This window comes from Curtobacterium sp. Curtsp22, from assembly GCF_059492135.1.
Genome location: NZ_CP168519.1, coordinates 546200 through 571185 on the forward strand (window position 1 = coordinate 546200; position 24986 = coordinate 571185).

Here is a 24986-nt window from a genome sequence, read left to right on the forward strand (position 1 = left end):
GCCTTCCGGTCGGGAGGAGAAGAACAGGAGGAGGAGGAGCAGTCCGGAAGCTACGCAGCTCCTTCTGGCGTGCTCCGCAGACTTCTCCGGACCATCCGGGAAGCGCGGTCGAGCAGCCGCCGATGCGCTTCGAGGACGTCCTCGATGCGCACGGAGGACAGGCACGGGTGACCCGGCACCGGGCACTCGCGCGCTCGGCTGAGGCGGCACGGAGCCCCCTGGTCGCCGAGCAGTTCGACGAGCGGTGCGTCCGGCGCCCACTTGACGGCCGGGACCACCGGCGAGAACAGGCTGACGATCGGCACGCCCACCGCTGCGGCGAGGTGCGCCGGCCCCGTGTTGCCCACGACGACGACCTCGGCACCGGCCAGGACCGCCGCGAGCTCGGCCGGCGTGGTGCGTCCGCCGAGGTCGATCGCGGTGTCGCCGGCGACCCGCGCCGTCAGGGCGCGCTCGCCCGGCGAGCCCGTGACGACGACGGCGGTGCCCTGCGCCGCGTACGCGGCGACGAGGGCCCGGTGACGGTCCTCCGGCCAAGCGCGGGCCGGGACGCTCGCGCCGGGGTGCACGACCACGTACCGGTCCAGCCCGGCCACCTCGGCAGGCGGGGCGACGTCGAGACGCACGCCGAGCCTCCTGGACGCACCCGACGGCAGTCGGAACCCGGCGGCCTCGGCGATGCGCAGGGCACGCTCGGGTTCCGGGACGTCCTCGGGGAGGTCCTCGCCGGGTCGGAGCCGCACGTCGAGCAGTGAACCGGGGTGGTCGACGCTCGCGCCGGAGACACGACGGACGCCCGCGAGGCGGAGCAGCAGCGCGACCGGCAGCGGCGACTGGTGGAACGAGGTGAGGACCACGGCCTCGTCCGGCGCCTCTTCGGCGACCAGGGCGCGGAAGTCGGCGAGCAGTGCGTCGTCGATCGGGCGGGCGGTCTCGGTGACCCACGGCGCCGCCCAGACCCGGACCCGGTCCACGCCGGGCAGCAGGTCCGCGGCGGGCGCACCCTGCGGCCCGCACAGCATCGTCACGTGGGACGCGCCGGCGGCCACGGCCCGGACGGCGGGCCCGGCGACGAGGACGTCGCCGAACGAGTCGAGCCGGACGACGAGGACCCGGGGTCCGGTCCTCACGACCGCACCGCCCGCACGTGGTCGAGGACGAGCGCCACGGCGTCCTCGATCGTCGCCGCGACCGTCGGCGCGGCGTCGACCTCCTCCTGCCGGGTGCGCGGCGTCGGGACCAGGACGGCCTGGGCGCCCGCGGCCAGAGCGGCGCCGACGTCCGCGCCGATGTCGCCGACGACCACGAGCTCGGACGGGTCGAGGCCGAGTCGTCCGGCCGCGTCGAGGACCATCCCGGGCCGCGGCTTCCGGCACGCGCAGTCGTCGTCGGCGTCGTGCGGGCAGACGCACCACACGTCGAAGGGTCCGACGAGTTCGTCCACCCGGGCGTTCGTGGCGTCGACCTGCTCGCGCGTCGCCATCCCCTTCGCGATCACCGACTGGTTCGTGACGACCCCGAGCGCCAGCCCGGCGGCACGGGCACGTGCCACCGCTCGACGCGCGCCGGGGACGGGCACCACCCGGTGCGGGTCGGCGTTGTACGGGACGTCGATGACGAGCGTGTCGTCCCGGTCGAAGAGGAGACCGCGCAGGGTGCGGTCCGGAGCGAGGGCCATGCTCCTGACGTACCGACCGCGGGCCGGTGACGTGTTCAGGAACAGCCGCGGAACGCGTTCCCGGACGGGCGGGCGGCGGCATCCGTCTACCGTCGGCGCGGTGACCGCCGTCGACACCCTGCCCCCGTCCGACGGGCGCCCCGAGCTGCTCGTCCTCCGCGCCATCAAGCTCGGCGACCTGCTCGTCGCCGTGCCCGCACTGCACGCGCTGCGCCGCGCCTTCCCGGACCACCGGATCTCGCTCGCGACGACGGCCTGGCTGGCGCCCCTCGTGGAGCTCGTACCCGAGGTCGACGTGCACCTCGCCCAGCACGGTCTGGACCACCCGATCGGCGCACCCGCGGGCGCGGTCGACGTGGCCGTGAACCTGCACGGCGCCGGGCCGGAGTCGTCCGACCTCGTCGCCGCGCTCGGTGCCCGTCGGGTGATCGGCCACGCCGACCCCACGAACGGCTTCGACGGACCGGAGTGGCCCGACGCGGTGCACGAGCGCGACCGCTGGGCCGACCTGCTCCGGTGGCACGGGATCGAGGCCGACCCCGACGACGTCGCGATCGCCCGTCCCGACGCGCCGCCGGTCGCCGAGGGTGCCGCGGTCGTGCACGTCGGCGCGTTCCACGGTGCGCGGCACTGGCCGACGGACCGCTTCGCCGCCGTGGTGCGCGGACTGCGCGAGCGCGGCCTCGACGTGGTGCTGACGGGAGGCGCGGACGACGTCGAGCGCGCCGCCGCCGTCGCGCAGGCGGCCGGGCTGACGCCGGGGGCGGTCCTGGCCGGCGTGCTCGCACTGCAGGACTTCGCGGGCGTGATCGCGGCCGCACGGCTCGTCGTGACGGTCGACACCGGTGCCGCGCACCTCGCGTCCGCCTACGGCGTCCCGTCGGTGGTCGTCTTCGGTCCGGCGCCGCCGGAGGCGTGGGGGCCGCCCGCCTCCGGTCCGCACGTCGTCCTCACCGATGCCTCGGTGCGGCGCGGCGACGTCTTCGCCGAGGACCCGGACCCCGCGCTGCTCGCCATCGGACCCGACGACGTGCTCGCCGCGGTGGACTCGCTCGGCGTGACCGACCCGTCCGAGGCCCGGTAGCGTCGACGGGGAGCGACCCGGACGCGCCGGGTGCTCGCGAGGAGGCGCACGTGTTCGAAGCCGCGAACATCCGGGACTGGATCGGCCTGCCGGTCGTCGACGAGGCGGACGACAAGGTCGGGACGCTCGAGAGCATCTACTACGACACCGCGACGTCCGAGCCCGCCTTCGGCGCGGTGACCACGGGGATGGTCGGCTTCCAGAAGCTCCTGTTCGTGCCCCTGACCGGAGCCCTCGTCGCGCCGAAGCACCTGCGTGTCGCGTACCCGAAGAAGACCATCAAGGCCGCGCCGACGATCGCGACCGACGGCGAGCTCGACGCGTCGCTCGAACCGGAGGTCTACCAGCACTACGGGCTCGAGTACCGCACCGGCAGCGGGGGAGAGCGGCGCCTGGGCCGTCGCTGACCGCGGCGCCCGGTCGGTCGCTGACCGCGGCAGCCGGGTCGACCGGTTAGCCTGGTCCGTCCGACCCGTCCCTGGAGGCCGAACCTGCTCCGCTCCGTCCGCTCGACGCTGCTCGCCGTGGTGGCGGTCTTCGTCGTGCTCGCCGGATCGGTCTCCGGTGGTGGTGCGGCGTCGGCTGCGCCGATGTGGCCGGTCCCGCAGCCCTACCCGGTGACCGGTGTGCCGGCGGAGACGCTCGCGGACATCCCGCCGGGCAGCGAGTACGTCGCGCTCGGCGACTCGTACTCCGCCGGGTACGGGCTGTCCGACCCGACGCACCTGCCAACGAGTGCGTGCGGGCAGTCCGCCCAGGACTACCCGCACCGCATCGCCGCGCGCTTCGGGCTCGCCCTCACCGACGTCACGTGCGGTGGCGCCACGAGCGACGACGTCACGAGCGGCTTCCAGTTCAAGGGTGTGCCCCCGCAGATCCGGTCGCTGTCCGAGCGCACCCGCCTGGTGACGCTGACGATCGGTGGGAACGACGCCGACCTCTTCGGCACGGCGGCGTCCTGCCTCGCGCTCTCGGCGAAGGGCCCGGTGTTCTCCGGTCGCGACGCACCGTCCTGCCGGAGCACGCTCGTGACCGACGGCGAGGACCTGCTCGGCACGAAGATCGAGTCCCGCGTCGCCCTCGGCATCGCCGACACCCTCGCCACGGTCAAGGAGGCCGCGCCGAACGCGACGATCGTATTCCTCGGGTACCCGGCGATCTTCCCGGACGCCGACCACACGCCGAAGGGCGGCTGCTTCCGGTCCGCCCTCGACCTCGGGACGCTCGCGGGGTCCTTCCCGACGAACTCCTACCCGTTCACGAACACCGACGTGCGGTACCTGCACGGCGTGCAGGAGGCGCTGAACGACGTCTCGGCGTCGGCGGCACGAGCAGCCGGGGTCCGGTTCGTGGACGTGTTCTCGTCCACCCAGGCGCACTCGGCGTGCGCGACGAAGAAGCCCTACGTGTCGGGCGTCTCGCTCGACGGCACCGGCGACCTGCGGCGGATCGACCTCGAGCCGGGCGCCCTGCACCCGAACACGCGAGGCGTCGCCTACCTCACGAAGCGCGTGGCATCCGCTGCGCGCGACCTCGCCGGCTGACCGGCCGCGGCGGGGACCTCCGCGCCGCCGACGTCGTGTGCGCCGTGCGCCGCCCGTGGGACCACGCACACCGGCGATGCCGTCTCCCGCAGGACGTCGTGCAGCACCGACCCCGAGAGCGCCGTCACGTGCCCGAGGCCGAGCACGACGAGTGAGGCACGGCGGGTGTGCGCGGCGATCGCACGGCCCGGGTGCCCCTCGACGAGCAGCGGGTGGAACCGGACGCCGGGGTACCGAGCGGTCAGGGCCGTCGTGACCCGCTGCAGCAGCTCGGCGTTCCGGGTGCGCCACCGCAACGGGTCCTCGGCGAAGTCCGTGAGGCCCGTGCGGGTCAGCACCGGCATCTCCCAGGCACGCAGGAGCGTCACGCGACGGTGGAGTCGGTGCGCCTCGTCGACGGCGATCGCGAGGGCGCGTTCGTCGATCGGCTCCTCGACCGCGAGGACGACGTCGCCGTCGATCGGGTGCGGCCCCTCCGGCACGACGACCGTCGGCACCGCTGCACGTTCGGCGACCCGCGCCGGGTCCCCACCAGCCGTCGAACCGCGCCGGCCACGGAAGGTCCCGACGACGAGCAGGTCGCCACCGTCCGACTCCTCGACGAGTGCCGCGGCGAAGGGCCCGGCGTGCCGACGCACCTCGACCCGGACGTCGGGCATCGCCCTGCGGGCAGCGTCCGCCAGGGCGTCGGCCACGCGCTTGCCGTCCGGTCCGGTGCGCCCTTCGATCGCCGGGTCCACGCCGATGACCCGGATGCGCTCGATGCCCGTGCCGACCCGGGACGTGACCCAGTGCAGGGCTTCCTCGTGCGGCTTCGCCGCGTCGGCGGCCAGTGTGACCGTCGTCCACCGTTCGTCCATCCCGATCGACCTCCTCGTCCGGGGTCCTCCGGGGGCGTCGCCATGGCGCTCCTTGCGCTGCAAACTACTCCCGTTGCCCGCTGTGTCGCCGTTGCCCGCTGTGTCGCCGTTGCCCGCTGTGTAGCCTCGCGCTGTGGTGTTGAGCGCTGGACTCCTGCTGTACCGGGCCGACGACGCCGGCGTGCAGGTCTGGATCGCGCACATGGGCGGGCCGTTCTGGCGGAACCGCCCGCGCGCGTGGTCGATCCCGAAGGGGATCGTCGAGGGGGACGAGGACCCGCTCGACACCGCACGGCGTGAGTTCGCCGAGGAGATCGGGGTCGCCGCACCGGACGGACCGGTGACCGACCTCGGCGAGGTGCGGCAGGCGTCCGGCAAGCGCGTGCGGGTGTTCGCGGTCGACGCCCCGGGCTTCTCGGTCGATCGGGTGCGGTCGAACACGGCGCGGATCGAGCTGCCGCGGGGCTCCGGACGGTTCGTCGAGGTGCCGGAGGTCGACGACGCGCGGTGGGTCCCGATCGACGAGGCGCGCTCGATGGTCGTCGCGGGACAGGTCGCGGCGCTGGACCGGCTGACCGCGGAGTGATCGACCATCACGAACGCGTCTCGTTCTGGACGGACTTCGCGCCCCGTGGATAGCCTGAGCAAGCGTCGAGAATCCGGCGTCTGGCTCAGGGACCAGGTCAGCACGAGCAGGGGAGCACGATGCGGCGCTTGCGCACCGTCACGGCGGCACTGACCGCCCTCGCACTCGGAGGGGGTCTCGCGCTCGTCGGCGCGTCGTCCGCCTCCGCTGAACCGGTCGGACACTGGGGGACGTTCACCCTCGCCGGCCAGAGCAAGGCCTACACCGGCACCGTCAGCATGCCTGGTTTCCCGGAGACCACCTTCACGTCCAACTCGCGGCAGTCGACCGTGATCAGCGGCAACTCGACCTGGCAGGGCCCGAACACCGGTCCGGGCACGGCGTACGGGTCGAGTCGCGGCAACACCTACCTCAACCAGCGACCGCTCGCCGATGCGGCCGGCCAGCCGTCGGTCACCACGTACACGTTCGCGGAGCCGACACCGGGTGCGAGCAGCTGGTCCTTCGTGCTCGGCGACGTCGACGCCGACCGTGCGACGATCTCGGCGGTCACCCAGTCGGGCGCCGCCGCGACCGCCGCCGACCTCGGGTTCCAGAGCGTCTACAACTCGTGCTCGGCGACCTCGCCGGGTGGCTGGTCGTGCCCGGCGGATCCGGACGGGTCGACCGGGCGGGACGTCCCGACCTGGGACCCCGCCACGCTGACGCTCACGGGCAACACGGGCTCGGTGGACACCGCCGGCGCGACCGCCTGGTTCACGCCGACGACCCCGCTGACGAGCCTGACCATCACGTACGAGCGCCGGAGCGGGTTCCCCGTCTACCAGACGTGGTTCGCCGACCGCACCGCCGCGATCACCGGCACGGCCACGCTCGACGGCACGCCGATCCCCGGCGCGACCGTCACCGTGACGGCGCCGCGCGGGACCGTGTACACGTCGACGACGGACGCCGAGGGGAAGTACGCGTTCCCCGAACTCCCCGTCATCAACGACTACGAGGTGGCGATCACCGCTCCGCCCGGGGCGACGGGTGCCGCCACGGCGACGGGTGTCTCGTTGAACGGCGTCCCGGGAGGTGCGGACCAGGTCCGCGACTTCACGTTCACGTCGCCCACGGGGACCACCGCGGTGATCGGACAGGTCGTCGACGACGCGGGCAACCCTGCGGCGGACGTCCCCGTGGTCATCACCGACCCGAACGCGACCGCGCCGATCCAGACGGTCACGAACGACGAGGGCTACTACACGGCGTCAGGCCTGACCCCGAACACACCGGTCACCGTCGCCGTCGACGGGGCGGACCCGGTCACGGTCACGACGGGTGAGGCGGCTCCCGCGGCACCCACGCGGGCCGACCCGATCGAGACCGCCGCCGTCGCGAGCGTCGGCGGCGTCGTCCGCCTCGACGGGACACCACAGGGCGGGGTGGCCGTGGAGCTGCTCGACGCGGCCGGCACGGTCGTCGGGACGACGGTCACCGGCACTGACGGCTCGTACTCGTTCACGACGGTGGGCGGCACCTACACGGTCCGCTCGGCACTGCCGACACCGGACGCGACGGGCACGGCGACGAGCACCGCGGTGACGCTGGTCGGCGGCGGCGCGGACCAGACCCGCGACTTCGCCTTCACGACCCCGGCAGCGCCCGAGGCGGTCACCACGAGCGCGAACGGCCGTGTCCTGGACACGAACGACGCGCCGGTCGCCGGACGCACCGTGACGGCCACGCCGGACGAGGCGGACTCGGGCGGACCCGTGACGGCCACCACCGGCACCGACGGCCGGTACACGCTCGACGGCCTCGCCCCGTCGACCGACTACACCGTGTCGGTCTCCGGGAGCGACGCGACGGTCGGGTTCACGTCCGGTCTCGACGACACCGACGTGGTGACCGTCGACGACCTCGTCGTCGCAGCCGCCGCGACCCCGAGCCCGACGCCGACCGCCACGCCGACGCCATCGGCGAGCCCCGTCCCGACGACCGCGCCGGTCGCCGCGACGGGCTCCGGCCCGACGAACGGCGCCCTCGCCTACACGGGCGCCGACCTGACGCCGGGGCTCATCGCCGCGGGCGTGCTCGTGCTGCTCGGCGGCGGACTCCTGACGTTCCGCGCGGTGCGCAACCGTCGCCGGACGTCGCACCTGCGGGACTGACACCTGTCGCGCAACGGGGTGGGGCCGATCGGCCCCACCCCGTTCTGCGTCCCGGGAACAATTCCCGTACCTGCGCCGTTGGAGCGGTCCGAGGAAGTTCTCAGCGGCACCCCCTCGCGCCCCTCGCCACACCGTGCAAGACTGGAGGAGCGCACTCGCCGTGGAGTCGTACCCACAACCACATCCACAGCTCGAGCGCGCAGTTCCTCGTCTCCTCCGACGTCGTCGCCGTGCGCCCGGACGTCCCCAGCGAGGAGGTCAGCCCCGTGTCAACCACCACCACCCGAACCTCGGCCGTGCCCACGCACACGCGGCCGATCACCGTGACGACCGGTTCGATCGTCGGCATCGCCGTGCTCGGGCTCGCCACGTTCTTCGCGATCACGACGGAGCTCATGCCGGTCGGGTTGCTCGGCACGATGAGCCACGACCTCGGGGTCTCCGAGTCGACCATGGGCATCGTCGTCACCGTGTACGCGGCGGCCGTGGCCCTGCTCGCGCTGCCCCTGACGTCATTCACGGCCCGGCTGCCGCGCAAGGCGGTCCTCGTCGCGACCCTCGTCGGGTACGCCGTCTCCAACCTCATGGTGGCGCTCGCGCCGTCCTTCGCCGTGGTGTGCGCGGGACGGATCGTCGGCGGTGTGGCCCACGCGCTGTTCTTCTCCGTCGCCTCGGCGTACGCGACCCGGATCGTGCCTCCGCGCCTCGCGGGCCGTGCGATCGCATTCGTGTACTCGGGCAGCTCGCTCGGCTTCGTGCTCGGCGTCCCGATCGCGACCTGGGTCGCGCAGCACATCGGCTGGCGACCCGCCGTGGGTTCCGTGGCGGTCGCCTCGGCGGTGCTCGCAGGCGTTGCGCTCGCCTTCCTGCCGGCCGTGCGCGGTGCCTCCTCGCCGCACATCGGTTCGCCGCGCGCCTGGGCCCGGACCGGCCTGCTCTCGGTCGTCGTCGCCGACCTGCTCCTCTTCGCGGGCCACTACGTCGTCTACACGTACATCGGCCCGTACGCCATCGAGGCCGGACTCGCGCCCGACCTGGTCTCCGGCGCGCTCCTCGTCCTGGGAGCCACCGGGGTCGTCGGACTCTGGCTCGCCGGGCTGTTCGTCGACCGCGCTCCGCGGCAGACCCTGATCGTCTCGGTCGCGGTCATGGCCGCGGCGTTCGCCGTGCTGCCCTTCGTCCACGAATCGCTCGTGGGCACGATGACCGTCGCCGGCGTCTGGATGGCGGCGAACGGCACCACGGGCACGCTCTTCATGGCCGCTGCGATCCGCACCGGTGGCGTGTCGCCCGACATCGCCGGTGCGCTCGTGAACGGCGCCTCGAACATCGGGATCGCCGGCGGCGCGGCCCTCGGCGGCCAGGCCCTCGGCGCCGCCGGCCTCCAGTGGATGCCGTTCGCCGGTGGAGCGGTCCTCGTCGCGTCCCTCGGCGTCGTGATCGCCGCACGCAAGGGCTTCCCGGCGCGGACGCACGCGCAGGAGCACCTGTCGACGTCGTCGCTCGAGGCCATCACCTCCTCGCTCGCCGTCGTCACGACGTCGGTCCCGACGATCAGCCGGGCGATCCAGACGGTCACCGGATCGGTCGGGGTGGTCACCGGCGCGATCCGGACGCGTCGATCCGGCGAACCGTCCGCCTAGGACCGGCCGGGCGGGCGCAGTCCGCACGGGCTCGATCGATCAGTTCTCGTTCGTCACGGTGCCCTGCACCCCGCCGCCCCGGAGGCTCAGCGTCAGCGTGCCGCTCATCGACTGCGCTGACAGCGAGACCGACCCGTGCAGCGCGTCCTGCCGCGGGTAGCACGCGGACGTCGACTCCAGCCGGTTCGCCGTCGCGACGAGGCAGATCGTCGAGCGGTCCGTCCCGACGCCGGCCCACACGCTCCAGGGCGTCTCGAACGAGCCGCCGTCGAGCGCGCGGTTCGTGAAGATGAGTCGCGTCGTCCGGAGCGTGACCGGCGCCTCGACCGGTCCCGGCAGCTGGTCGGCGTAGGTCTGCGGCGCGTCCAGCAGGTCCTCGAGCGTGATCGTCCCGGCACTCGGCGTCACGCTCGGCGCCGCCGCCGGGTCCGGCCTCGAGGTCCCGACCACCGTCCCCGCCGCGAACGCCACACCGACGGCCGCCGCGACGCCCAGCCCGATCCAGACCCGTGGCCGGGTCGTCCAGAGCACCCGTGCGGCTCGCGTCCGCCAGGCGCCGATGCGGTCCAGGAGGCGCGACCCGCCTCCGCCACGGTCACCCGGCTCCGTCTCGTGGTCCGGTCCGTCGGCGACCCCGCTCGTGTCGTCGGTCGCCGCCCGGTCGACCGTGCCCGGAGCACCCGCGGCGGCGGCAGCGCCCTGCGGTCCCACGTCCGGTGTCCGCGGCCCCGGTGTCGACGGCACCGAGACCGGACGCGGTGCCGACGTCGCCATCTGGTCGGCGACGGCGCCAGAGGAACCGGCGAGGGGCCGCGCGCCGCCGGTGCCGAACGGGCTCGTCGTGCCGGACGTGACGGCCCGGTCGGAGCCCGCCGCGGAGGTCGGACGCGACCGCCCCGTCGACCGGGCCCGCGGGGAGTCGGGAGCCGCGCCTCCTGGACCGCGCCGTCCTCGGCCGAGCCGCTCGAGGGCGAGCCGCGCTGCGGCCGCGTCGGTCTCGGAAGCGGCACCACCCCATGCGAGCGCCTCGAGCCGTGCTCGTTCTGCTGCCACGTCGTCGTCGGCCATGCGCACTCCCGGTCCGGTCGCACTGTCCGCCCATCGTCCCACCGGCGCCGTGCGGGCGCGCACCCAGTTCGCGGGGCGTAGACGGGGGTCATGAGCGACAAGCACGATCCCGACCCCGAGACCCTCGAGCCGCTGAGCCACGACACGCAGTCCGGGGAGGCCGACTACGTCGCGACGAGCCCGGGCGGGACGGGCACCGAGCGGCACGTCCCCCTGCCGGACGAGGAGCAGGGCCGCGGCGCCGAGTACGACCCCGTCGACCAGGGCCCGCAGCAGGAGGGCCAGGGCGGCTGACACGCCCGTCGCCCGACCACGTCGTCAGGCGAGCACGCGCCGCAGCACCGCACGCTCCCCGAGCGTCCACGCCGCACTCGTCACGACGTAGAGCGCGGCGGCCAGGGGCGCGATGGCGGCGAACACCACCGTGACGAACGGCGCCCACCGGCCGATCGCCGCCGTCGCACCCGCTCCCGGCACCGCGGCGTCCGGCACCGACGCCGGGTTCCACCGCAGGTTCGCGCGGCGGGTGAGCTCGACCACGAGGGCGAGCACGGCGAGCAGGAGCACCACGACCCACGCGTGCCACCAGAGCGGCGAGGTCACGACGACCACGAGCGAGTGCCCGAGCGGGACGCCCGCGAGCGTGGCCGTCAGCAGGGTGTTCACCGTGCCGTCGATCGAGGCGTGCGTGAACAGCGTGTACACGAGCGACAGCACCGGTGCCTGGGCCAGGACCGGCAGGCACCCGGCGAGCGGCGAGACCTTCTCGTTCGTGTAGAGCTCCTGCATCGCACGCTGCAGCCGTTGGGCGTCCTTCGCGTGGCGCTTCTGGAGCGCGGCGATCTGCGGGGCGAGGCGTCGGCGGTCTCGTTCCGCGCGGACCTGCAGCACGGCGAGCGGGACGAGCACGGCCCGGATCACGAGGGTGAGCAGCACGACGGCGACGGCGGCGGCGAGCCCTCCGGCGACGGGGGAGAGCGCCGCGGTGGTCGCGGCGAGGAGGTCGGCGCCGCCGTGCAGCAGCGGCCCGACGAGGGGCAGGGTGGTGAGGTCCATGACGTTCCGATCGGTTCGGTGGGAGGGGTCGCGTGTACGGCCCGTCCACCGGTCGGTGGTCAGGGCCTCAGGCGACGGCTCCCGGTGCCCGGGGTCGGGCGTGCCCGTCGGCGTCGGGGTGGCTCCACGCGATCCGCGTCACGAGGTCGGCCGGGGCGCGCGACGACAGCGACCGGACCGGCACCAGGCCGAGGACGATCGCGAGGACGCCGGCGACCAGCACCGCGACCGCCACGGCCGTGAGCCCGAGCGCGGCGACCGCGAGCAGCGGGACGGCGCCGGCCGACGGGTCGCCGAGCACCAGCGCGGCGGTGGCGCGCAGCAGGAGTTCGACGACGGTCATGGTCCGTTCAGGGTAACGCCCGCGCGCCGTCGTGGGGGAAGTGGCTGGTCACGGCAGGATCGTGCCCATGACCGCAGGTTCGCCGAGCACCCCAGCGACCGCCGCCCTCGAGCGGGCAGGGGTCGCGTACACGCCGCACGTGTACGAGCACCACGAGACCGCCACGAACTTCGGCGAGGAGGCCGCGGCCGCCCTCGGGCTCCGCGAGGAGCAGGTGTTCAAGACCCTCGTGGTGTCGGTCGACGGTGCCCTGGCCGTGGCGATCGTCCCGGTGGCGAACCGGCTCGACCTCAAGGCGATCGCGGCTGCCGTCGGCGGGAAGAAGGCGACGCTCGCGGACCCGGCCCTCGCCGAGAAGCGTACGGGCTACGTGGTGGGCGGGATCAGCCCGGTCGGGCAGAAGACGAAGCTGCCGACCGTGGTGGACGAGTCGGCGCTGTCCTACGCGAGCATCTTCGTGTCCGGCGGGCGTCGCGGCTTCGACATCGAGGTGTCCCCGGCGGACCTCGTGCGCATCACCGAGGCGACCGCGGCACCGATCGCACGGACCTGAGCCGGGTCGCCGCAAGTTTCTTCCACGACCGGGAATGACCCGGTCCCTCCTGCGTTGCATTGAGTCGAAGGCACTCAAGTTCCCAGGAGGTCCCTTTGCCAGCAACGTTCGGCCCGACCGGCGGCAACGACTCGTTCGACGAGTTCCTCGCCCGCCTGCTCGCGGCACAGGACTCCGGCGCCCAGCGATCCGTACCGCTGGGACGCCCGGTCGACATCACGCGACTGCTCAGCCGTCGCACCCACGAGCTGCTCCAGCGCACCGCCGAGTTCGCGGCCGAGCAGGGGCAGCACGAGATCGACGCCCTGCACGTCCTGCACGTGCTCGTCCGCACCGACCCGTTCACCGCGGTCCTCCGGCACGCCGGGGTCGACCCCGAGCAGTTCGCGGAGGAGGTCGAGCAGCGCCTGCCGATGGCGCGCGAACCCCGCCAGCAGCCCGACGGTCGCCCGGCCCTGACCGGGACCGCGCAGCGGATCCTGCTGGAGGCCACCCAGGCCGCCCGCGGGTTCGGCAGCACCTACACCGATCCCGAGCACGTCTTCTTCGCGCTCGTCATGGACCAGGACACCGTCACCGGGCAGCTGCTCGCCAGTGCCGGCGTCACCCCGCAGGTCATGCAGGACTACGCCGCGCAGGCCGCGGCGGCCGCCAGGGAGGGGCGCACGATGCCCACGAGCACCGACCAGACCACCGACACCGAGAGCGCCACCCCGACGCTCGACCAGTTCGGCACCGACCTCACCGAGCGGGCCCGCGACGGCCGCATCGACCCGGTGATCGGCCGCGCCGACGAGATCGAGCAGACCGTCGAGATCCTGCTCCGTCGCACCAAGAACAACCCCGTCCTCATCGGCGAGCCCGGCGTCGGCAAGACCGCCATCGTCGAGGGACTCGCCCAGCGCATCGCCGACGGCGACGTGCCCGTGCTGCTGCAGGGCAAGCGCGTGGTCGCCCTCGACCTCGCCGGCATGCTCTCCGGCACGCGCTACCGTGGCGACTTCGAGGAGCGCCTCACGAAGGCGATGGACGAGATCGCAGCGCACGCCGACGAGCTCATCGTGTTCGTGGACGAGCTCCACACCGTCGTCGGCGCCGGCGGTGGCGGCGAGGGCGGTTCGATGGACGCCGGCAACATCCTCAAGCCCCGCCTGGCCCGTGGCGACCTGCACATGGTCGGCGCGACCACGCTGAACGAGTACCGCCGGATCGAGAAGGACGCCGCACTCGAGCGTCGCTTCCAGCCGGTCACGGTGGGGGAGCCGAGCGTCGAGGACGCCGTCGCCATCCTGACCGGACTCGCCCCGCGCTACGAGGAGCACCACAGCGTCACCTACACGCCGGACGCCCTGCGCGCCTCGGTCGAGCTCTCGCACCGCTACGTCACCGACCGGCACCTGCCGGACAAGGCCATCGACCTCATCGACCAGGCCGGCGCACGTCGTCGCCTGGCCCTTTCGGGCGACATCGACGTCGAGGCGCTCCGCGCACAGGTCGCGACGCTCACCGCGTCGAAGGACGCGGCCGTCGCCGAGGAGCACTACGAGGAAGCGTCGCGCCTGCGCGACGAGATCGACGGACTGGAGGCGCGGATCACCGCCGCCGGATCGGCCGACGCAGGTCGCGCCTCCGGTCCGGAATCCGTCGGCACCTCGATCACGGAGGAGGACATCGCGGCCGTCGTGTCGCGTGCCACCGGCATCCCGGCGACCCGCCTGACGCAGGGCGACCGCTCCCGGCTCGCCGCGCTCGAGGACGAACTCCACGAGCGCGTCGTCGGCCAGGACGACGCCGTACGGGCGATCGCGACCGCGGTGCGGCGCAGCCGGACCGGCATGGGCGACCCCCGTCGTCCGGTGGGCAGCTTCCTGTTCCTCGGTCCGACCGGTGTCGGCAAGACCGAGCTCGCGAAGGCGTTGGCCGGGTCGCTGTTCGGCGACGAGTCGGCGATGCTGCGCTTCGACATGAGCGAGTTCGGCGAGCGGCACACCGTGTCGCGGTTGGTCGGCGCCCCTCCCGGGTACGTCGGCTACGACGAGGCCGGGCAGCTGACCGAGCGTGTCCGTCGGAACCCGTACTCGGTCGTCCTGCTCGACGAGGTCGAGAAGGCGCACCCGGACGTGTTCAACCTGCTGCTGCAGGTGCTCGACGACGGACGGCTGACGGACGGCCAGGGCCGCACGGTGGACTTCCGGAACACCGTCGTGATCATGACGTCGAACATCGGCTCGGAGTTCCTCGCGTCGCGCTCCGGTGCACTCGGCTTCGCGCCGGTCGGCTCCGGGGACGGGTTCGCCGAGGACGACCTGCGCGCCCGGGTCATGGGCAAGCTGCGCGAGGCGATGCGGCCGGAGTTCATCAACCGCATCGACGAGATCGTGCTGTTCCGCAAGCTGGACCGCTCGCAGATCGAGTCGATCGTGTCGCTCCTGCTCGAGGACACCGCGCTCCGCCTCGTCGCCCAGGGGATGACCCTGACGGTGACGGACGCCGCGGTCGGGTGGCTCGCCGAGCACGGCTACGAGCCGGAGTACGGCGCCCGCCCGCTCCGTCGGCTGATCCAGCGCGAGGTCGACGACCGCATCGCGAGCCTCGTGGTCGACGAGGCCGTGGCCGAGGGCGACACCGTCCGGGTCGACGTGGTCGACGGCGCGCTCGACGCCACGGTCGCGGTCCCCGCCGCGGTCTAGGCGCCGCGTCCGCATCGAACGCCCCGGTACCCCTCGTGGGACCGGGGCGTTCTGTGTGTGCGGCGTCCCCGAACTGTTCAGGAATGCAATTCCGGACGAATCTCGAGAAAAGGGTTGCGCGGGGAATGGCGGTGTGGATAGTGTTCACGAGCAGCAATCACCGCGTCAGCACGAGACCGAGAGGGGGCCTGACCATGATGTTCACCGAAACGACTCCGTTCCGTGGAATCCGTACGTCCGGCGGCACCCCGATCCGGGTCCGCTGACACGGGGCGTCCCACACCAGTCGCATCTCCGACCGGCCCGTCCGCGCTGAGGTCATCCTCGCCGTCCGGTGCCGTTCCGACCTTCGGTCGCACTCGCCCGTCGCCCTCGTGGTGACGCACTCGGCGTGTGCCCGACACCGGTCGTGAATGTCGGTGGCCGGTGCGACGCTCCTTCCATTGGCAGCAATTCCTGACCGCACCCGTCGTGCATTCTTCGACTGGGCGCGGAATGCATTCTCGCGCATTCATCTCCCTTGCCCGCGTTCCGGGCAGTACTGCCATGCCCTGGCAGTCGTCGTCACGCCTGAAAGGCACCACCTTGTCAACGAAGACCGTCAACCGTCCCCCCGATACCCGTGCGGTGCGCCGTCGGGTCTCGCTCTCCGACCGCATCGCACTCCGCATCGGGATGTCCCTGATCATCTGGAGTCGTCGGACGCACCACGTGCGTCCGTCGGTCGACCTCGAGACGCGCCGGCGCCTCGAACAGGAGCGCGCCGCCCGCGAGGCCGCGTGGCTCACGCAGGTCGGCATGCTCAACCGCTGGCGCTGAGCCGCGCGGCGCGGCGCGCTCCGCGGCGGCACGGCGCGCCTGTCTGCCCGCCGCACGGTGCGCTCTGCGCCGTCCGGTGCGTCGTGGACCACTCGGTGCGGGGTACCAGCCCCGCACCGAGTGGTCGCGCCCGCCGCGACCGGCGCGCGCCGCACCGTGCGCCGGAATCCGCCCAGCACGTCGGCGACAACACGGTGCGAGCTCGCGTCCAGCCACCAAGGAGGCAGCCCCGCACCGAGCCATCAACCGCGCACGGTGCGAGGCGGGGCGGGCGCGCACCGCGCCTCCCGAGCAACCGACCGCGCACGGTGCGGGGCGGGTCGGGCGCACCCCGCGCCTCCCGTACCGTTGTCGGGTGACCGAAACCGCAGCTGCACTCGTCGAACGCCTCACCGCCATCGTCCCGGACTTCCCGTCGCCGGGGATCCTGTTCCGCGACGTCACGCCGGTGTTCTCCGACGCCGTCGCGTTCGGCCGCGTGTGCGAGGCACTCGCAGCACCCTTCGCGATCGGCGAGGGCTTCGCCGCCGTCGCCGGCATCGAGGCCCGCGGCTTCGCACTGGCCGGCGGGATCGCCGCACAACACCAGGTCGGCGTCCTCACCGTCCGGAAGGCGGGCAAGCTCCCCGGCGAGGTCCTCAGCGAGCAGTACGCGCTCGAGTACGGCGAGGCCGAGCTCGAGCTCCGCCCCGGGCAGCTGCCCGCGGGCACACGCGTGCTCGTGGTCGACGACGTCCTCGCGACCGGGGGCACCGCTGCCGCGACCGTGACCCTGCTCGAGCGCGCCGGCTACGAGGCGATCGGCTTCGCCGCGCTGCTCGAACTCGACGGCCTGTCGGGTCGCGAGCGCCTCGAACCGCGCCTGCCCGTGCAGACCCTCGGCGCCGTCCCCGCGTGAGCCTCGGCGGGCGCCCCGCGCACTAGTCTTGATCCACCATCCAACCGAGGAGTCCCATCATCGTGACCGAGTCAGTCGCCGCAGCGCCGGAAGGCGCGTCGCCGGACAACGCCGAGCCCGCAGCCGTGCCCCAGGCACCCGAGCCCCGCACCGCGACGACGACCACGACGGGCACCGAGCTGTTCGACGGCGTCCGCGGCGTCGTGGCGATCCGTGTCGCGGGTGTGCTCAAGGACCTCGCGGCCTCGGTCGACGCCGGTGACGTCGTCGAGCCGGTGACCCTCGACGAGCAGGACGGCCTCGACATCCTGCGCCACTCGGCCGCGCACGTGCTCGCGCAAGCGGTGCAGCAGATCAACCCCGACGCCAAGCTCGGCATCGGCCCGCCCGTCACCGACGGCTACTACTACGACTTCGACGTCGCCGAGCCCTTCACACCGGAGGACCTCAAGGCGATCGAGAAGGGCATGGACCGGATCATCCGGCAGGCTCAGCGCTTCCGCCGCGTCGTCGTCACCGACGAGGAAGCCCGCGAGCGCATGGCGGGGGAGCCGTACAAGCAGGAGCTCATCGGCCTCAAGGGCGCTGCGGACGCCGGCGACTCCGGCGAGAGCGTCGAGGTCGGTGCCGGCGAGCTGACGGTCTACGAGAACGTCGACCCGAAGACGGGCGAGGTCGTCTGGCAGGACCTCTGCCGCGGCCCGCACCTGCCGCACACCCGCATCATCGGCAACGCGTCGAAGCTCATGCGCGTCGCCGCGGCGTACTGGCGCGGCTCGGAGAAGAACCCGCAGCTCCAGCGCGTGTACGGCACCGCGTGGCCCGACAAGGACCAGCTCAAGGCCTACCTGCTCCGGCTGGAAGAGGCTGCGAAGCGCGACCACCGCAAGCTCGGCGCCGAGCTCGACCTGTTCTCCTTCCCCGACGAGATCGGGTCCGGTCTGGCGATCTTCCACCCGAAGGGCGGCATCATCCGCCGCGAGATGGAGGACTACTCGCGCCGTCGGCACGAGCAGGAGGGCTACTCGTTCGTCTACACGCCCCACATCACCAAGGGCGACCTGTTCGAGACCTCCGGGCACCTCGGCTGGTACAAGGACGGCATGTTCCCGGCCATGCACATGGACGAGGCACGCGACGAGGACGGCAACATCACCCGCCAGGGCGCCGACTACTACCTCAAGCCCATGAACTGCCCGATGCACATCCTGGCGTACCGCTCGCAGGCCCGGTCCTACCGCGACCTGCCCCTGCGGATGTTCGAGTTCGGCACGGTCTACCGCAACGAGAAGTCCGGCGTCATCCACGGCCTCACCCGCGTGCGCGGCCTGACCCAGGACGACGCGCACATCTTCACCACGCAGGAGAAGATGAAGGAGGAGCTCACCACGACCCTCCAGTTCGTGCTCTCGCTGCTCCGCGACTACGGCCTCGACGACTTCTACCTCGAGCTCTCCACGAAGGACCCCGAGAAGTACGTCGGCGACGACGACGTGTGGGACGTCGCCACGAACACCCTGCGCGAGGTGGCGGAGGAGACCGGACTCGAACTCGTGCCGGACCCCGCCGGTGCTGCCTTCTACGGCCCGAAGATCTCCGTGCAGGCCCGTGACGCCATCGGCCGCACCTGGCAGATGTCGACCGTCCAGCTCGACTTCAACCTGCCCGAGCGCTTCGGCCTCGAGTACGCGGCGGCGGACGGCACGCGGCAGCGCCCCGTCATGATCCACCGCGCGCTGTTCGGTTCGATCGAGCGGTTCTTCGGCGTCCTCACCGAGCACTACGCCGGCGCGTTCCCGGCCTGGCTCTCGCCGGTCCAGGTCGTCGCGATCCCGGTCGCGGCGGAGTACGGCGACTACCTCGACGAGGTCGTCGCGAAGCTGCGCTCGCACGGCGTCCGTGCCGAGGTCGACCACTCGGACGACCGCATGCAGAAGAAGATCCGCACGCACACGAAGCAGAAGGTGCCGTTCCAGCTCATCGCGGGCGGCGACGACCGCGACGCCGGCGCGGTCTCGTTCCGCTTCCGTGACGGTCGACAGGACAACGGTGTGCCCGTGGACGAGGCGGTCGAGCGCATCCTCACCGCGATCCGCGAGCGCGCGCAGGTCTGATGACCCCTCCAGGAGGCACGGATCCCGTCGGTGGGACCGGTCGCGTCGACGACGCGGCCGGTCCCACCGCCGTGCCCGCTCCCGACCCGTCGGGTCCGTCCGGCGCGGCTGGCTCCGGCGGGGCGGACGACCCGCTCGTGATCCGCGACGCCACAACCGGCGCCGCGGTGCCCGATGCGTTCCAGCGCCTCTGGAACCCGCACCGGATGGCGTACATCGACGCCGGGCGCGAGGGCAGGGGCCGCGGCCACGACGACGACTGCCCGTTCTGCGAGGCCCCGCACAAGTCCGATGAGGACGGCCTCATCGTCGCGCGGGGCGAGCACGCGTACGTCCTGCTCAACCTGTTCCCGTACAACAACGGGCACCTGCTCGTCTGCCCGTACCGCCACGTGCCGCTCTACGACGAGGCGACGCCGGACGAACTCCGCGAGATCGGCGAGCTCACCCAGACGGCGATGCGCGTCCTGCGTGCCGTGTCGCACTGCGACGGCTTCAACATCGGGATGAACCAGGGCGAGGTCGCCGGCGCCGGTGTGGCCGATCACCTGCACCAGCACATCGTGCCGCGGTGGCAGTCGGATGCGAACTTCTTCCCGATCATCGCGCGGACGAAGTCGATGTCCCAGCTGCTCGGCGAGACCCGCCGACTCGTCGCCGAAGGGTGGCCGTCGGAGCACTAGACTGTCGGCATCATGAGCGACAGCAGCAGCACCACGAGCACCCCCGGCACCTCGATCACCGGCTCGGACCGCGTCAAGCGCGGCCTCGCCGAGATGCTCAAGGGCGGCGTGATCATGGACGTCGTCGACGCCGAGCAGGCCCGCATCGCGGAAGAGGCCGGCGCGACCGCCGTCATGGCCCTCGAGCGCGTCCCCGCCGACATCCGCGCGCAGGGTGGCGTCGCCCGCATGTCCGACCCGTCGATGATCGAGGAGATCATCGCGAGCGTGTCGATCCCCGTCATGGCGAAGGCCCGCATCGGCCACTTCGTCGAGGCGCAGGTGCTGCAGGAGCTCGGCGTCGACTACATCGACGAGTCCGAGGTGCTGTCGCCGGCCGACTACGTCAACCACATCGACAAGTGGAACTTCACCACCCCCTTCGTCTGCGGTGCGACCAACCTGGGCGAGGCGCTCCGTCGCATCACCGAGGGCGCGGCGATGATCCGCTCCAAGGGTGAGGCCGGCACGGGTGACGTGTCCGAGGCCACCAAGCACATCCGCACGATCAACAAGGAGATCGCGGCGCTGCGTCACCTCAAGGAAGACGAGCTCTACGTCGCCGCGAAGGACCTGCAGGCCCCGTTCGACATCGTGAAGGAGGTCGCGCAGACCGGCAAGCTCCCCGTCGTGCTCTTCACCGCCGGTGGCGTCGCGACCCCGGCCGACGCCGCGATGATGATGCAGCTCGGCGCGGACGGTGTGTTCGTCGGCTCCGGCATCTTCAAGTCCGGCGACCCGGCGAAGCGTGCCGCCGCGATCGTCAAGGCCACGACCTTCCACGACGACCCCAAGGTCATCGCCGAGGTCTCCCGTGGTCTGGGCGAGGCGATGGTCGGCATCAACGTCGCCGACGTCCCCGCACCGCACCGTCTCGCTGAGCGCGGCTGGTGAGCGCCCGGCCCCGCATCGGGGTCCTCGCGCTGCAGGGCGACTTCCGTGAGCACATCGCGTCGCTGACGGAACTCGGTGCCGACGTGGTGCCGCTCCGTCGCCCGGAGGAGATCGGTGCCCTCGACGGCGTCGTCATCCCGGGCGGGGAGTCGAGCGTCATGGACAAGCTCGCGCGTGCCTTCGGCGTGGCCGAGCCGCTGTCCGAGGCGATCCGCGGCGGGCTGCCGACGTACGGCACCTGCGCGGGCATGATCATGCTCTCCTCGCGCATCGCCGCCGGCATCCCCGGGCAGCAGACGCTCGACGTGCTCGACACGACGGTGCGCCGCAACGCCTTCGGCAGCCAGAACGACTCGTTCGAGATCGACATCCCGATGCCGGCCCTCGGCGAGGCCCCGGTGCACGCGGTGTTCATCCGCGCGCCCGTGGTGGAGCAGCACGGCTCCGGGGTCGACGTCCTCGGCGCGCTCCCCGACGGGCAGGTCGTCGCGGTCCAGCAGGGCGCCGTCATCGCGAGTGCGTTCCACCCCGAGGTCGCCGGCGAGGACCGCTTCCACCGGCGCTTCCTCGACCTCGTCCGCGCCGCCTGACGCCGACCGGCCGGTCGCTCGACGGGGTCAGGCCACGCCGGTAGCGACCAGCACCTGCACCACGACGGCCCGGACGGCGAACGCCGCGAACCCGAGGGCGATCACGGCGTACACGACGAGCCGAGCGCGCCGCGGCCGGCCCACCGCACGCAGGATCTCGGCCGCGCTCTGCAGCACGAACACCCGTGTGGCGAGCAGCAGCGGGACGGCGGCCACGGCCCACGTCCCCGTGGTCGGTGCCGCCAGCGCGACGATGCCCCAGGTCACGAGCGCGGCGAAGCCGGCGATGTACGCACCACCGCGGTCGTTGTCCTCCTTGCGACGCCGTCCGCGGTCGGCGACGAGCCCGTCCCACAGCCCGGACCGCACCTGACGACGGCGTTGCACGATCGTGGTGACGTCCTGCGCAGCGGACTGCAGCAGCAGCGCGACGGCGAGCACGGTGACGATGGTGGTGTACCCGTCGCCGGCTGGTGGGACGATGCCGGCGAGCAGGAGCACCGCTCCGGCGGCGCCGGCGATCCAGGTGAGTGCCGCGACGCCGAGCACGACCGGCACGAGCGGGACCCGCCGCATCGTCCGGAGGAGCAGTCCGCGCGGGAACTTCGCGAAGGAGTGCACCTCCACGAAGCAGACCCAGAGCGCCGCGATGCCGGTCAGGGTCCACCCGAGCGTCTTCGTGACGACGTTCGCACCGCCCCCGGCAGCGATGTGGGCGCCGAGAAGCGTCACGACGAGCGACCAGGCGACGACGCCGACCGGCACGGACACGAGGCTCCAGAGCCCGTCGTCCACACGCCGGCGGGCCTCCCACGACGTCGGGTGCTGCGCGAGGACCCGAGCGGACTGCGCGACCCGCTCGGACAGCTGCAGGACCGACCCGGCCGCGAGCATCACCCACTCGTCGTTCGGGTCGAGCTCGAGTGCTCGGTCCATGGCCTCGCGAGCCCGTGGCGCGAGGGCCCCGTCGGTCCACGAGAGGGCGCGGTAGCACTGCGCCGCGTCGGCGAACAGCCGGGCGTCGTGGGGTGCGAGCTCGAGCGCGCGGTCGAGGGCTGCCGCGGACCGGGCGACGTCCGCCGTCGGCCACGCGGCTTCCTCCGCTGCGGACCGCTTCGCGTGCGACCAGCGTGTGTGTGCGAACGCCCACAGCAGGTGCGCGGTCGCCCAGTCCGGCCGGCGCTCGCGCAGTTCCTCGGCCGCGGCCTTCGCCGCCTGGCGCTCGTTCGCGTCGAGCATCGCGTTCACCCGGGCGGACAGGGCGGTGGCGTTGTCGGGGTCCAGCGCGAGGGCGCGCTCGGCGGCGGTGCGACTGGCGGCGTGGTCGTGGCGTGCACGTTCCGCCCGTGCGAGCGTCGCCCACAGCCGGGGGTCGTCCGGTGTGCTCGCGACGGCGGCGGTGAGCACGGCCCGCGCCTCGTCCGGGCGCTTGAAGCCCAGGAGCGCGTCGGCGCGCTCGACCACGACGTCGACCGCGTCGGGCATCAGAGCTGCTTCTCCTCGCGGAGCCACTCGACCATGTCGTCGTACTCGCCGCTGCCGTTGGAGTACTCCGCGACGTTGCGGGCGGTCTGTACCCAGGGGCCGATCGACGGCTTGACCTCCTTGAGGGCGGCGCGCATGTCGTCCATCCGCATCGGCCGCACCGACCCGGTCCGGATCGACTCCGTCATCGCCTTCTCCGCCGCGGTGGTCACGAGGTGCTCCAGGTCGGCGCCGGAGAAGCCCTTCGTGCGACGGACGAGGTCGCCGAGGTCGATGCCCTCGATCGGCCGTCGGCGGAGGTGGACACGGAGGATCGCCTCGCGGGCATCGTCGTCCGGCGGACGGACGAGGACCATCCGGTCGAAGCGTCCCGGTCGCTTCAGCGCGGCGTCGACCTCCCACGGGTGGTTCGTGGCCGCGAGGACGTAGACGCCGTCGTTCTGCGAGTCGACCCCGTCCATCTCGACGAGGATCTGGTTGACGACGTTCCGGAACGACGAGAACGTGTTCCCGCTCCGCTTCGCGCCGATCGCGTCCATCTCGTCGAAGAACAGCACGGCGGGCGCGTGCTCGCGGGCCGTGCGGAACACCCGGTGGATGTTCTTCTCGCTCTCGCCGATGAACCGGTCGAGCACGTCGCTGAGCGTGACGGAGATGAAGTGCGCCCCGAGCTCGCCGGCGATCGCGCGGGCGAGGAACGTCTTGCCGCAGCCGGGCGGACCGTACAGCAGCAGGCCGCCACGGAGCTTCTTGCCGAACGCGGCCGCGATCTCGGGGTGCGCCATCGGCTGCAGGAACGACTCGTCGATCCGCCGCTTCACGACCTCGAGCCCGCCGACGTCGGCGAGTCGGACGGTCTCGCGGCGCAGCTCCGCCACCGGATCGGCGTCCTCGGCGGTCTCGGCAGCCTCGGCCAGGAGCTCCTCGTCGTGCTCGGCCACGACCCGCTCGACGAACGGCGGCTCGGTCGGGTTCGCGATCGACGCCTCGAGCTCGGACCAGTCGATGTCCTCGTGCCGGTCGCTCGGTGCCGGCGTCGGCGGCGCGACCGGCGGCTCCGGCGGCGCCGCTGCCGGAGCCGCGGCTGGCGTCGATCCCGGCGGCGCCGCTGCCGCGAGGGCCGCGCGCCGGACGACCGCCGTCGCCGCCTCGTCCTCCGGCGCCTCGCGCAGCACGACGCTCGCCTGCTCGATCGCCTCGCCGTGCCGGCCGGCGTCGGCGAGCAGCTCGGCGTAGCGGACCCGGAGGGTCCGGTCGTCGGGGAGCGCCTGGACGGCGGCCTCGAGTGCGGACAGCGGATCGGTCATGCGTTCCCCCTGGTCGTCCCGGTGCTGCTCCCATCGTACGTGCGTCGACGGGCCCGCCCGCGAGGCGGGGCCGCACCGTGCCTCCAGGCCGCTAAGCTGGACGGGACTTTCCGCAAGACGCAAGGAGCACCGTGTCCGGGCATTCCAAGTGGGCAACGACCAAGCACAAGAAGGCCGTCATCGACCAGCGACGTGCCAAGTCGTTCGCGAAGCTCATCAAGAACATCGAGGTCGCCGCAAAGATGGGCGGCGCCGACCTCTCCGGCAACCCGACCCTCGTCGACGCCGTGCAGAAGGCCAAGAAGACCTCGGTCCCCAACGACAACATCGACCGCGCCATCAAGCGCGGTGCCGGCCTGACCGGTGAGACGATCGAGTACACGACGATCATGTACGAGGGCTACGGCCCGAACGGCGTCGCGATGCTCATCGAGTGCCTCACGGACAACAAGAACCGTGCCGCTGCCGAGGTCCGCACCGCGATGTCGCGGAACGGCGGGACCATGGCCGACCCGGGCAGCGTCGCCTACAACTTCTCCCGCAAGGGCGTCATCTCCGTCACCAAGACCGACGGCCTCGACGAGGACACCGTCATGACGGCGGTGCTGGACGCGGGCGTCGAGGACGTCATCGACCAGGGCGGCGGCTTCGAGGTCATCACCGAGGCGACCGACCTCGTCGCGGCCCGCACCGCGCTCCAGGACGCCGGGATCGACTACGACTCCGCCGACGCCGAGTTCGTCCCCGGCCTCAAGGTGCCGGTCGACGCCGACACGGCGCGCAAGGTGTTCCGTCTGATCGACGCGCTCGAGGACAGCGACGACGTGCAGAACGTCTACTCGAACTTCGACATCCCCGCGGACGTCCAGGCCGAGCTCGACGAGGACGAGGACTAG

Annotated in this window: 24 protein-coding genes; 16 read left to right on the plus strand and 8 right to left on the minus strand. The window is 72.8% G+C overall.

Annotated features, from left to right (window positions below; all coding sequences use genetic code 11):
• Positions 1 to 50: 50 nt before the first annotated feature.
• Both ACEN8D_RS02660 and ACEN8D_RS02665 read right to left on the minus strand, forming a co-directional pair.
• Complete coding sequence (locus ACEN8D_RS02660) at positions 51 to 1130, minus strand: glycosyltransferase family 9 protein (protein ID WP_309779552.1); 1080 nt, start codon at positions 1128 to 1130, stop codon at positions 51 to 53.
• On the minus strand, positions 1127 to 1678 hold the full coding sequence (locus ACEN8D_RS02665; protein ID WP_413400167.1) for an HAD-IIIA family hydrolase: 552 nt from the start codon (positions 1676 to 1678) through the stop codon (positions 1127 to 1129). Before ACEN8D_RS02665 ends, ACEN8D_RS02660 begins: the two co-directional genes overlap by 4 nt.
• Positions 1679 to 1778: 100 nt before the next feature.
• Between ACEN8D_RS02665 and ACEN8D_RS02670 the strand changes: the two genes are divergently transcribed.
• From ACEN8D_RS02670 to ACEN8D_RS02680, 3 genes are all read left to right on the plus strand, one after another.
• Positions 1779 to 2762: a glycosyltransferase family 9 protein gene (locus ACEN8D_RS02670; protein WP_413461546.1), complete on the plus strand. Its 984-nt coding sequence runs from the start codon at positions 1779 to 1781 to the stop codon at positions 2760 to 2762.
• Between the two features lie 50 nt (positions 2763 to 2812).
• A complete protein-coding gene (locus ACEN8D_RS02675) occupies positions 2813 to 3169 on the plus strand; it encodes a PRC-barrel domain-containing protein (protein WP_070418952.1) in 357 nt (118 codons plus the stop codon).
• Positions 3170 to 3286: 117 nt separating this feature from the next.
• On the plus strand, positions 3287 to 4306 hold the full coding sequence (locus tag ACEN8D_RS02680) for an SGNH/GDSL hydrolase family protein (protein WP_413400205.1): 1020 nt from the start codon (positions 3287 to 3289) through the stop codon (positions 4304 to 4306).
• Here ACEN8D_RS02680 and ACEN8D_RS02685 read toward each other — a convergent pair.
• Entirely contained in the window at positions 4258 to 5166 is a 909-nt protein-coding gene (locus ACEN8D_RS02685; RefSeq protein WP_413461545.1) for a universal stress protein, read from the minus strand. The two genes, ACEN8D_RS02680 and ACEN8D_RS02685, sit on opposite strands and share 49 nt — an antisense overlap.
• 133 nt (positions 5167 to 5299) lie before the next feature.
• Here ACEN8D_RS02685 and ACEN8D_RS02690 point away from each other — a divergent pair, with 133 nt between their 5' ends.
• The 3 genes from ACEN8D_RS02690 (at position 5300) to ACEN8D_RS02700 (ending at position 9551) form a co-directional block, all read left to right on the plus strand.
• Positions 5300 to 5752, plus strand: coding sequence for an NUDIX hydrolase (locus ACEN8D_RS02690; protein WP_092387156.1), 453 nt, complete (start codon positions 5300 to 5302; stop codon positions 5750 to 5752).
• A 128-nt stretch (positions 5753 to 5880) separates the two neighbouring features.
• Entirely contained in the window at positions 5881 to 7908 is a 2028-nt protein-coding gene (locus tag ACEN8D_RS02695; protein ID WP_413461544.1) for a carboxypeptidase regulatory-like domain-containing protein, read from the plus strand.
• Between the two features lie 266 nt (positions 7909 to 8174).
• Positions 8175 to 9551 (plus strand): MFS transporter, encoded by a 1377-nt coding sequence (locus tag ACEN8D_RS02700; protein WP_413400073.1) that lies wholly within the window; start codon positions 8175 to 8177, stop codon positions 9549 to 9551.
• A 39-nt stretch (positions 9552 to 9590) separates the two neighbouring features.
• On the opposite strand, the gene ACEN8D_RS02705 is transcribed toward ACEN8D_RS02700, so the two are convergent.
• Positions 9591 to 10619, minus strand: coding sequence for a hypothetical protein (locus ACEN8D_RS02705; protein WP_495601140.1), 1029 nt, complete (start codon positions 10617 to 10619; stop codon positions 9591 to 9593).
• Positions 10620 to 10709: 90 nt separating this feature from the next.
• Here ACEN8D_RS02705 and ACEN8D_RS02710 point away from each other — a divergent pair, with 90 nt between their 5' ends.
• A complete protein-coding gene (locus ACEN8D_RS02710) occupies positions 10710 to 10913 on the plus strand; it encodes a hypothetical protein (RefSeq protein WP_413399427.1) in 204 nt (67 codons plus the stop codon).
• A gap of 24 nt (positions 10914 to 10937) precedes the next feature.
• On the opposite strand, the gene ACEN8D_RS02715 is transcribed toward ACEN8D_RS02710, so the two are convergent.
• Together ACEN8D_RS02715 and ACEN8D_RS02720 are read right to left on the minus strand one after the other, a co-directional pair.
• Positions 10938 to 11675: a YidC/Oxa1 family membrane protein insertase gene (locus ACEN8D_RS02715; RefSeq protein WP_413399428.1), complete on the minus strand. Its 738-nt coding sequence runs from the start codon at positions 11673 to 11675 to the stop codon at positions 10938 to 10940.
• 67 nt (positions 11676 to 11742) lie between these two features.
• Entirely contained in the window at positions 11743 to 12018 is a 276-nt protein-coding gene (locus ACEN8D_RS02720; protein ID WP_413399429.1) for a hypothetical protein, read from the minus strand.
• Between the two features lie 67 nt (positions 12019 to 12085).
• Between ACEN8D_RS02720 and ybaK the strand changes: the two genes are divergently transcribed.
• The 8 genes from ybaK to pdxT all read left to right on the plus strand — a co-directional run bounded on the left by ybaK (position 12086) and on the right by pdxT (position 21298).
• Positions 12086 to 12571 carry a Cys-tRNA(Pro) deacylase gene (gene ybaK / locus ACEN8D_RS02725; protein ID WP_070418963.1) on the plus strand — a complete coding sequence of 162 codons (486 nt, stop codon included), beginning with the start codon at positions 12086 to 12088 and terminating at the stop codon, positions 12569 to 12571.
• A 95-nt stretch (positions 12572 to 12666) separates the two neighbouring features.
• Complete coding sequence (locus ACEN8D_RS02730) at positions 12667 to 15261, plus strand: ATP-dependent Clp protease ATP-binding subunit (protein WP_413399430.1); 2595 nt, start codon at positions 12667 to 12669, stop codon at positions 15259 to 15261.
• A 585-nt stretch (positions 15262 to 15846) separates the two neighbouring features.
• Positions 15847 to 16080: a hypothetical protein gene (locus ACEN8D_RS02735; protein ID WP_309889098.1), complete on the plus strand. Its 234-nt coding sequence runs from the start codon at positions 15847 to 15849 to the stop codon at positions 16078 to 16080.
• A gap of 355 nt (positions 16081 to 16435) precedes the next feature.
• Positions 16436 to 16978, plus strand: coding sequence for an adenine phosphoribosyltransferase (locus ACEN8D_RS02740; protein ID WP_070418966.1), 543 nt, complete (start codon positions 16436 to 16438; stop codon positions 16976 to 16978).
• Between the two features lie 62 nt (positions 16979 to 17040).
• Complete coding sequence (gene thrS / locus ACEN8D_RS02745; RefSeq protein ID WP_495601141.1) at positions 17041 to 19092, plus strand: threonine--tRNA ligase; 2052 nt, start codon at positions 17041 to 17043, stop codon at positions 19090 to 19092.
• A complete protein-coding gene (locus ACEN8D_RS02750; protein ID WP_495601142.1) occupies positions 19092 to 19775 on the plus strand; it encodes an HIT family protein in 684 nt (227 codons plus the stop codon). The genes thrS and ACEN8D_RS02750 overlap by 1 nt, the downstream gene beginning before the upstream one ends.
• Before the next feature lie 12 nt (positions 19776 to 19787).
• A complete protein-coding gene (gene pdxS / locus ACEN8D_RS02755; RefSeq protein ID WP_070418967.1) occupies positions 19788 to 20708 on the plus strand; it encodes a pyridoxal 5'-phosphate synthase lyase subunit PdxS in 921 nt (306 codons plus the stop codon).
• Positions 20702 to 21298, plus strand: coding sequence for a pyridoxal 5'-phosphate synthase glutaminase subunit PdxT (pdxT, locus tag ACEN8D_RS02760; protein ID WP_413399584.1), 597 nt, complete (start codon positions 20702 to 20704; stop codon positions 21296 to 21298). Before pdxS ends, pdxT begins: the two co-directional genes overlap by 7 nt.
• Before the next feature lie 27 nt (positions 21299 to 21325).
• On the opposite strand, the gene ACEN8D_RS02765 is transcribed toward pdxT, so the two are convergent.
• Positions 21326 to 22783: a tetratricopeptide repeat protein gene (locus ACEN8D_RS02765; protein ID WP_413399583.1), complete on the minus strand. Its 1458-nt coding sequence runs from the start codon at positions 22781 to 22783 to the stop codon at positions 21326 to 21328.
• A complete protein-coding gene (locus tag ACEN8D_RS02770) occupies positions 22783 to 24090 on the minus strand; it encodes an AAA family ATPase (RefSeq protein WP_495601143.1) in 1308 nt (435 codons plus the stop codon). Before ACEN8D_RS02770 ends, ACEN8D_RS02765 begins: the two co-directional genes overlap by 1 nt.
• Positions 24091 to 24221: 131 nt before the next feature.
• Here ACEN8D_RS02770 and ACEN8D_RS02775 point away from each other — a divergent pair, with 131 nt between their 5' ends.
• Entirely contained in the window at positions 24222 to 24986 is a 765-nt protein-coding gene (locus tag ACEN8D_RS02775; protein WP_070418971.1) for a YebC/PmpR family DNA-binding transcriptional regulator, read from the plus strand.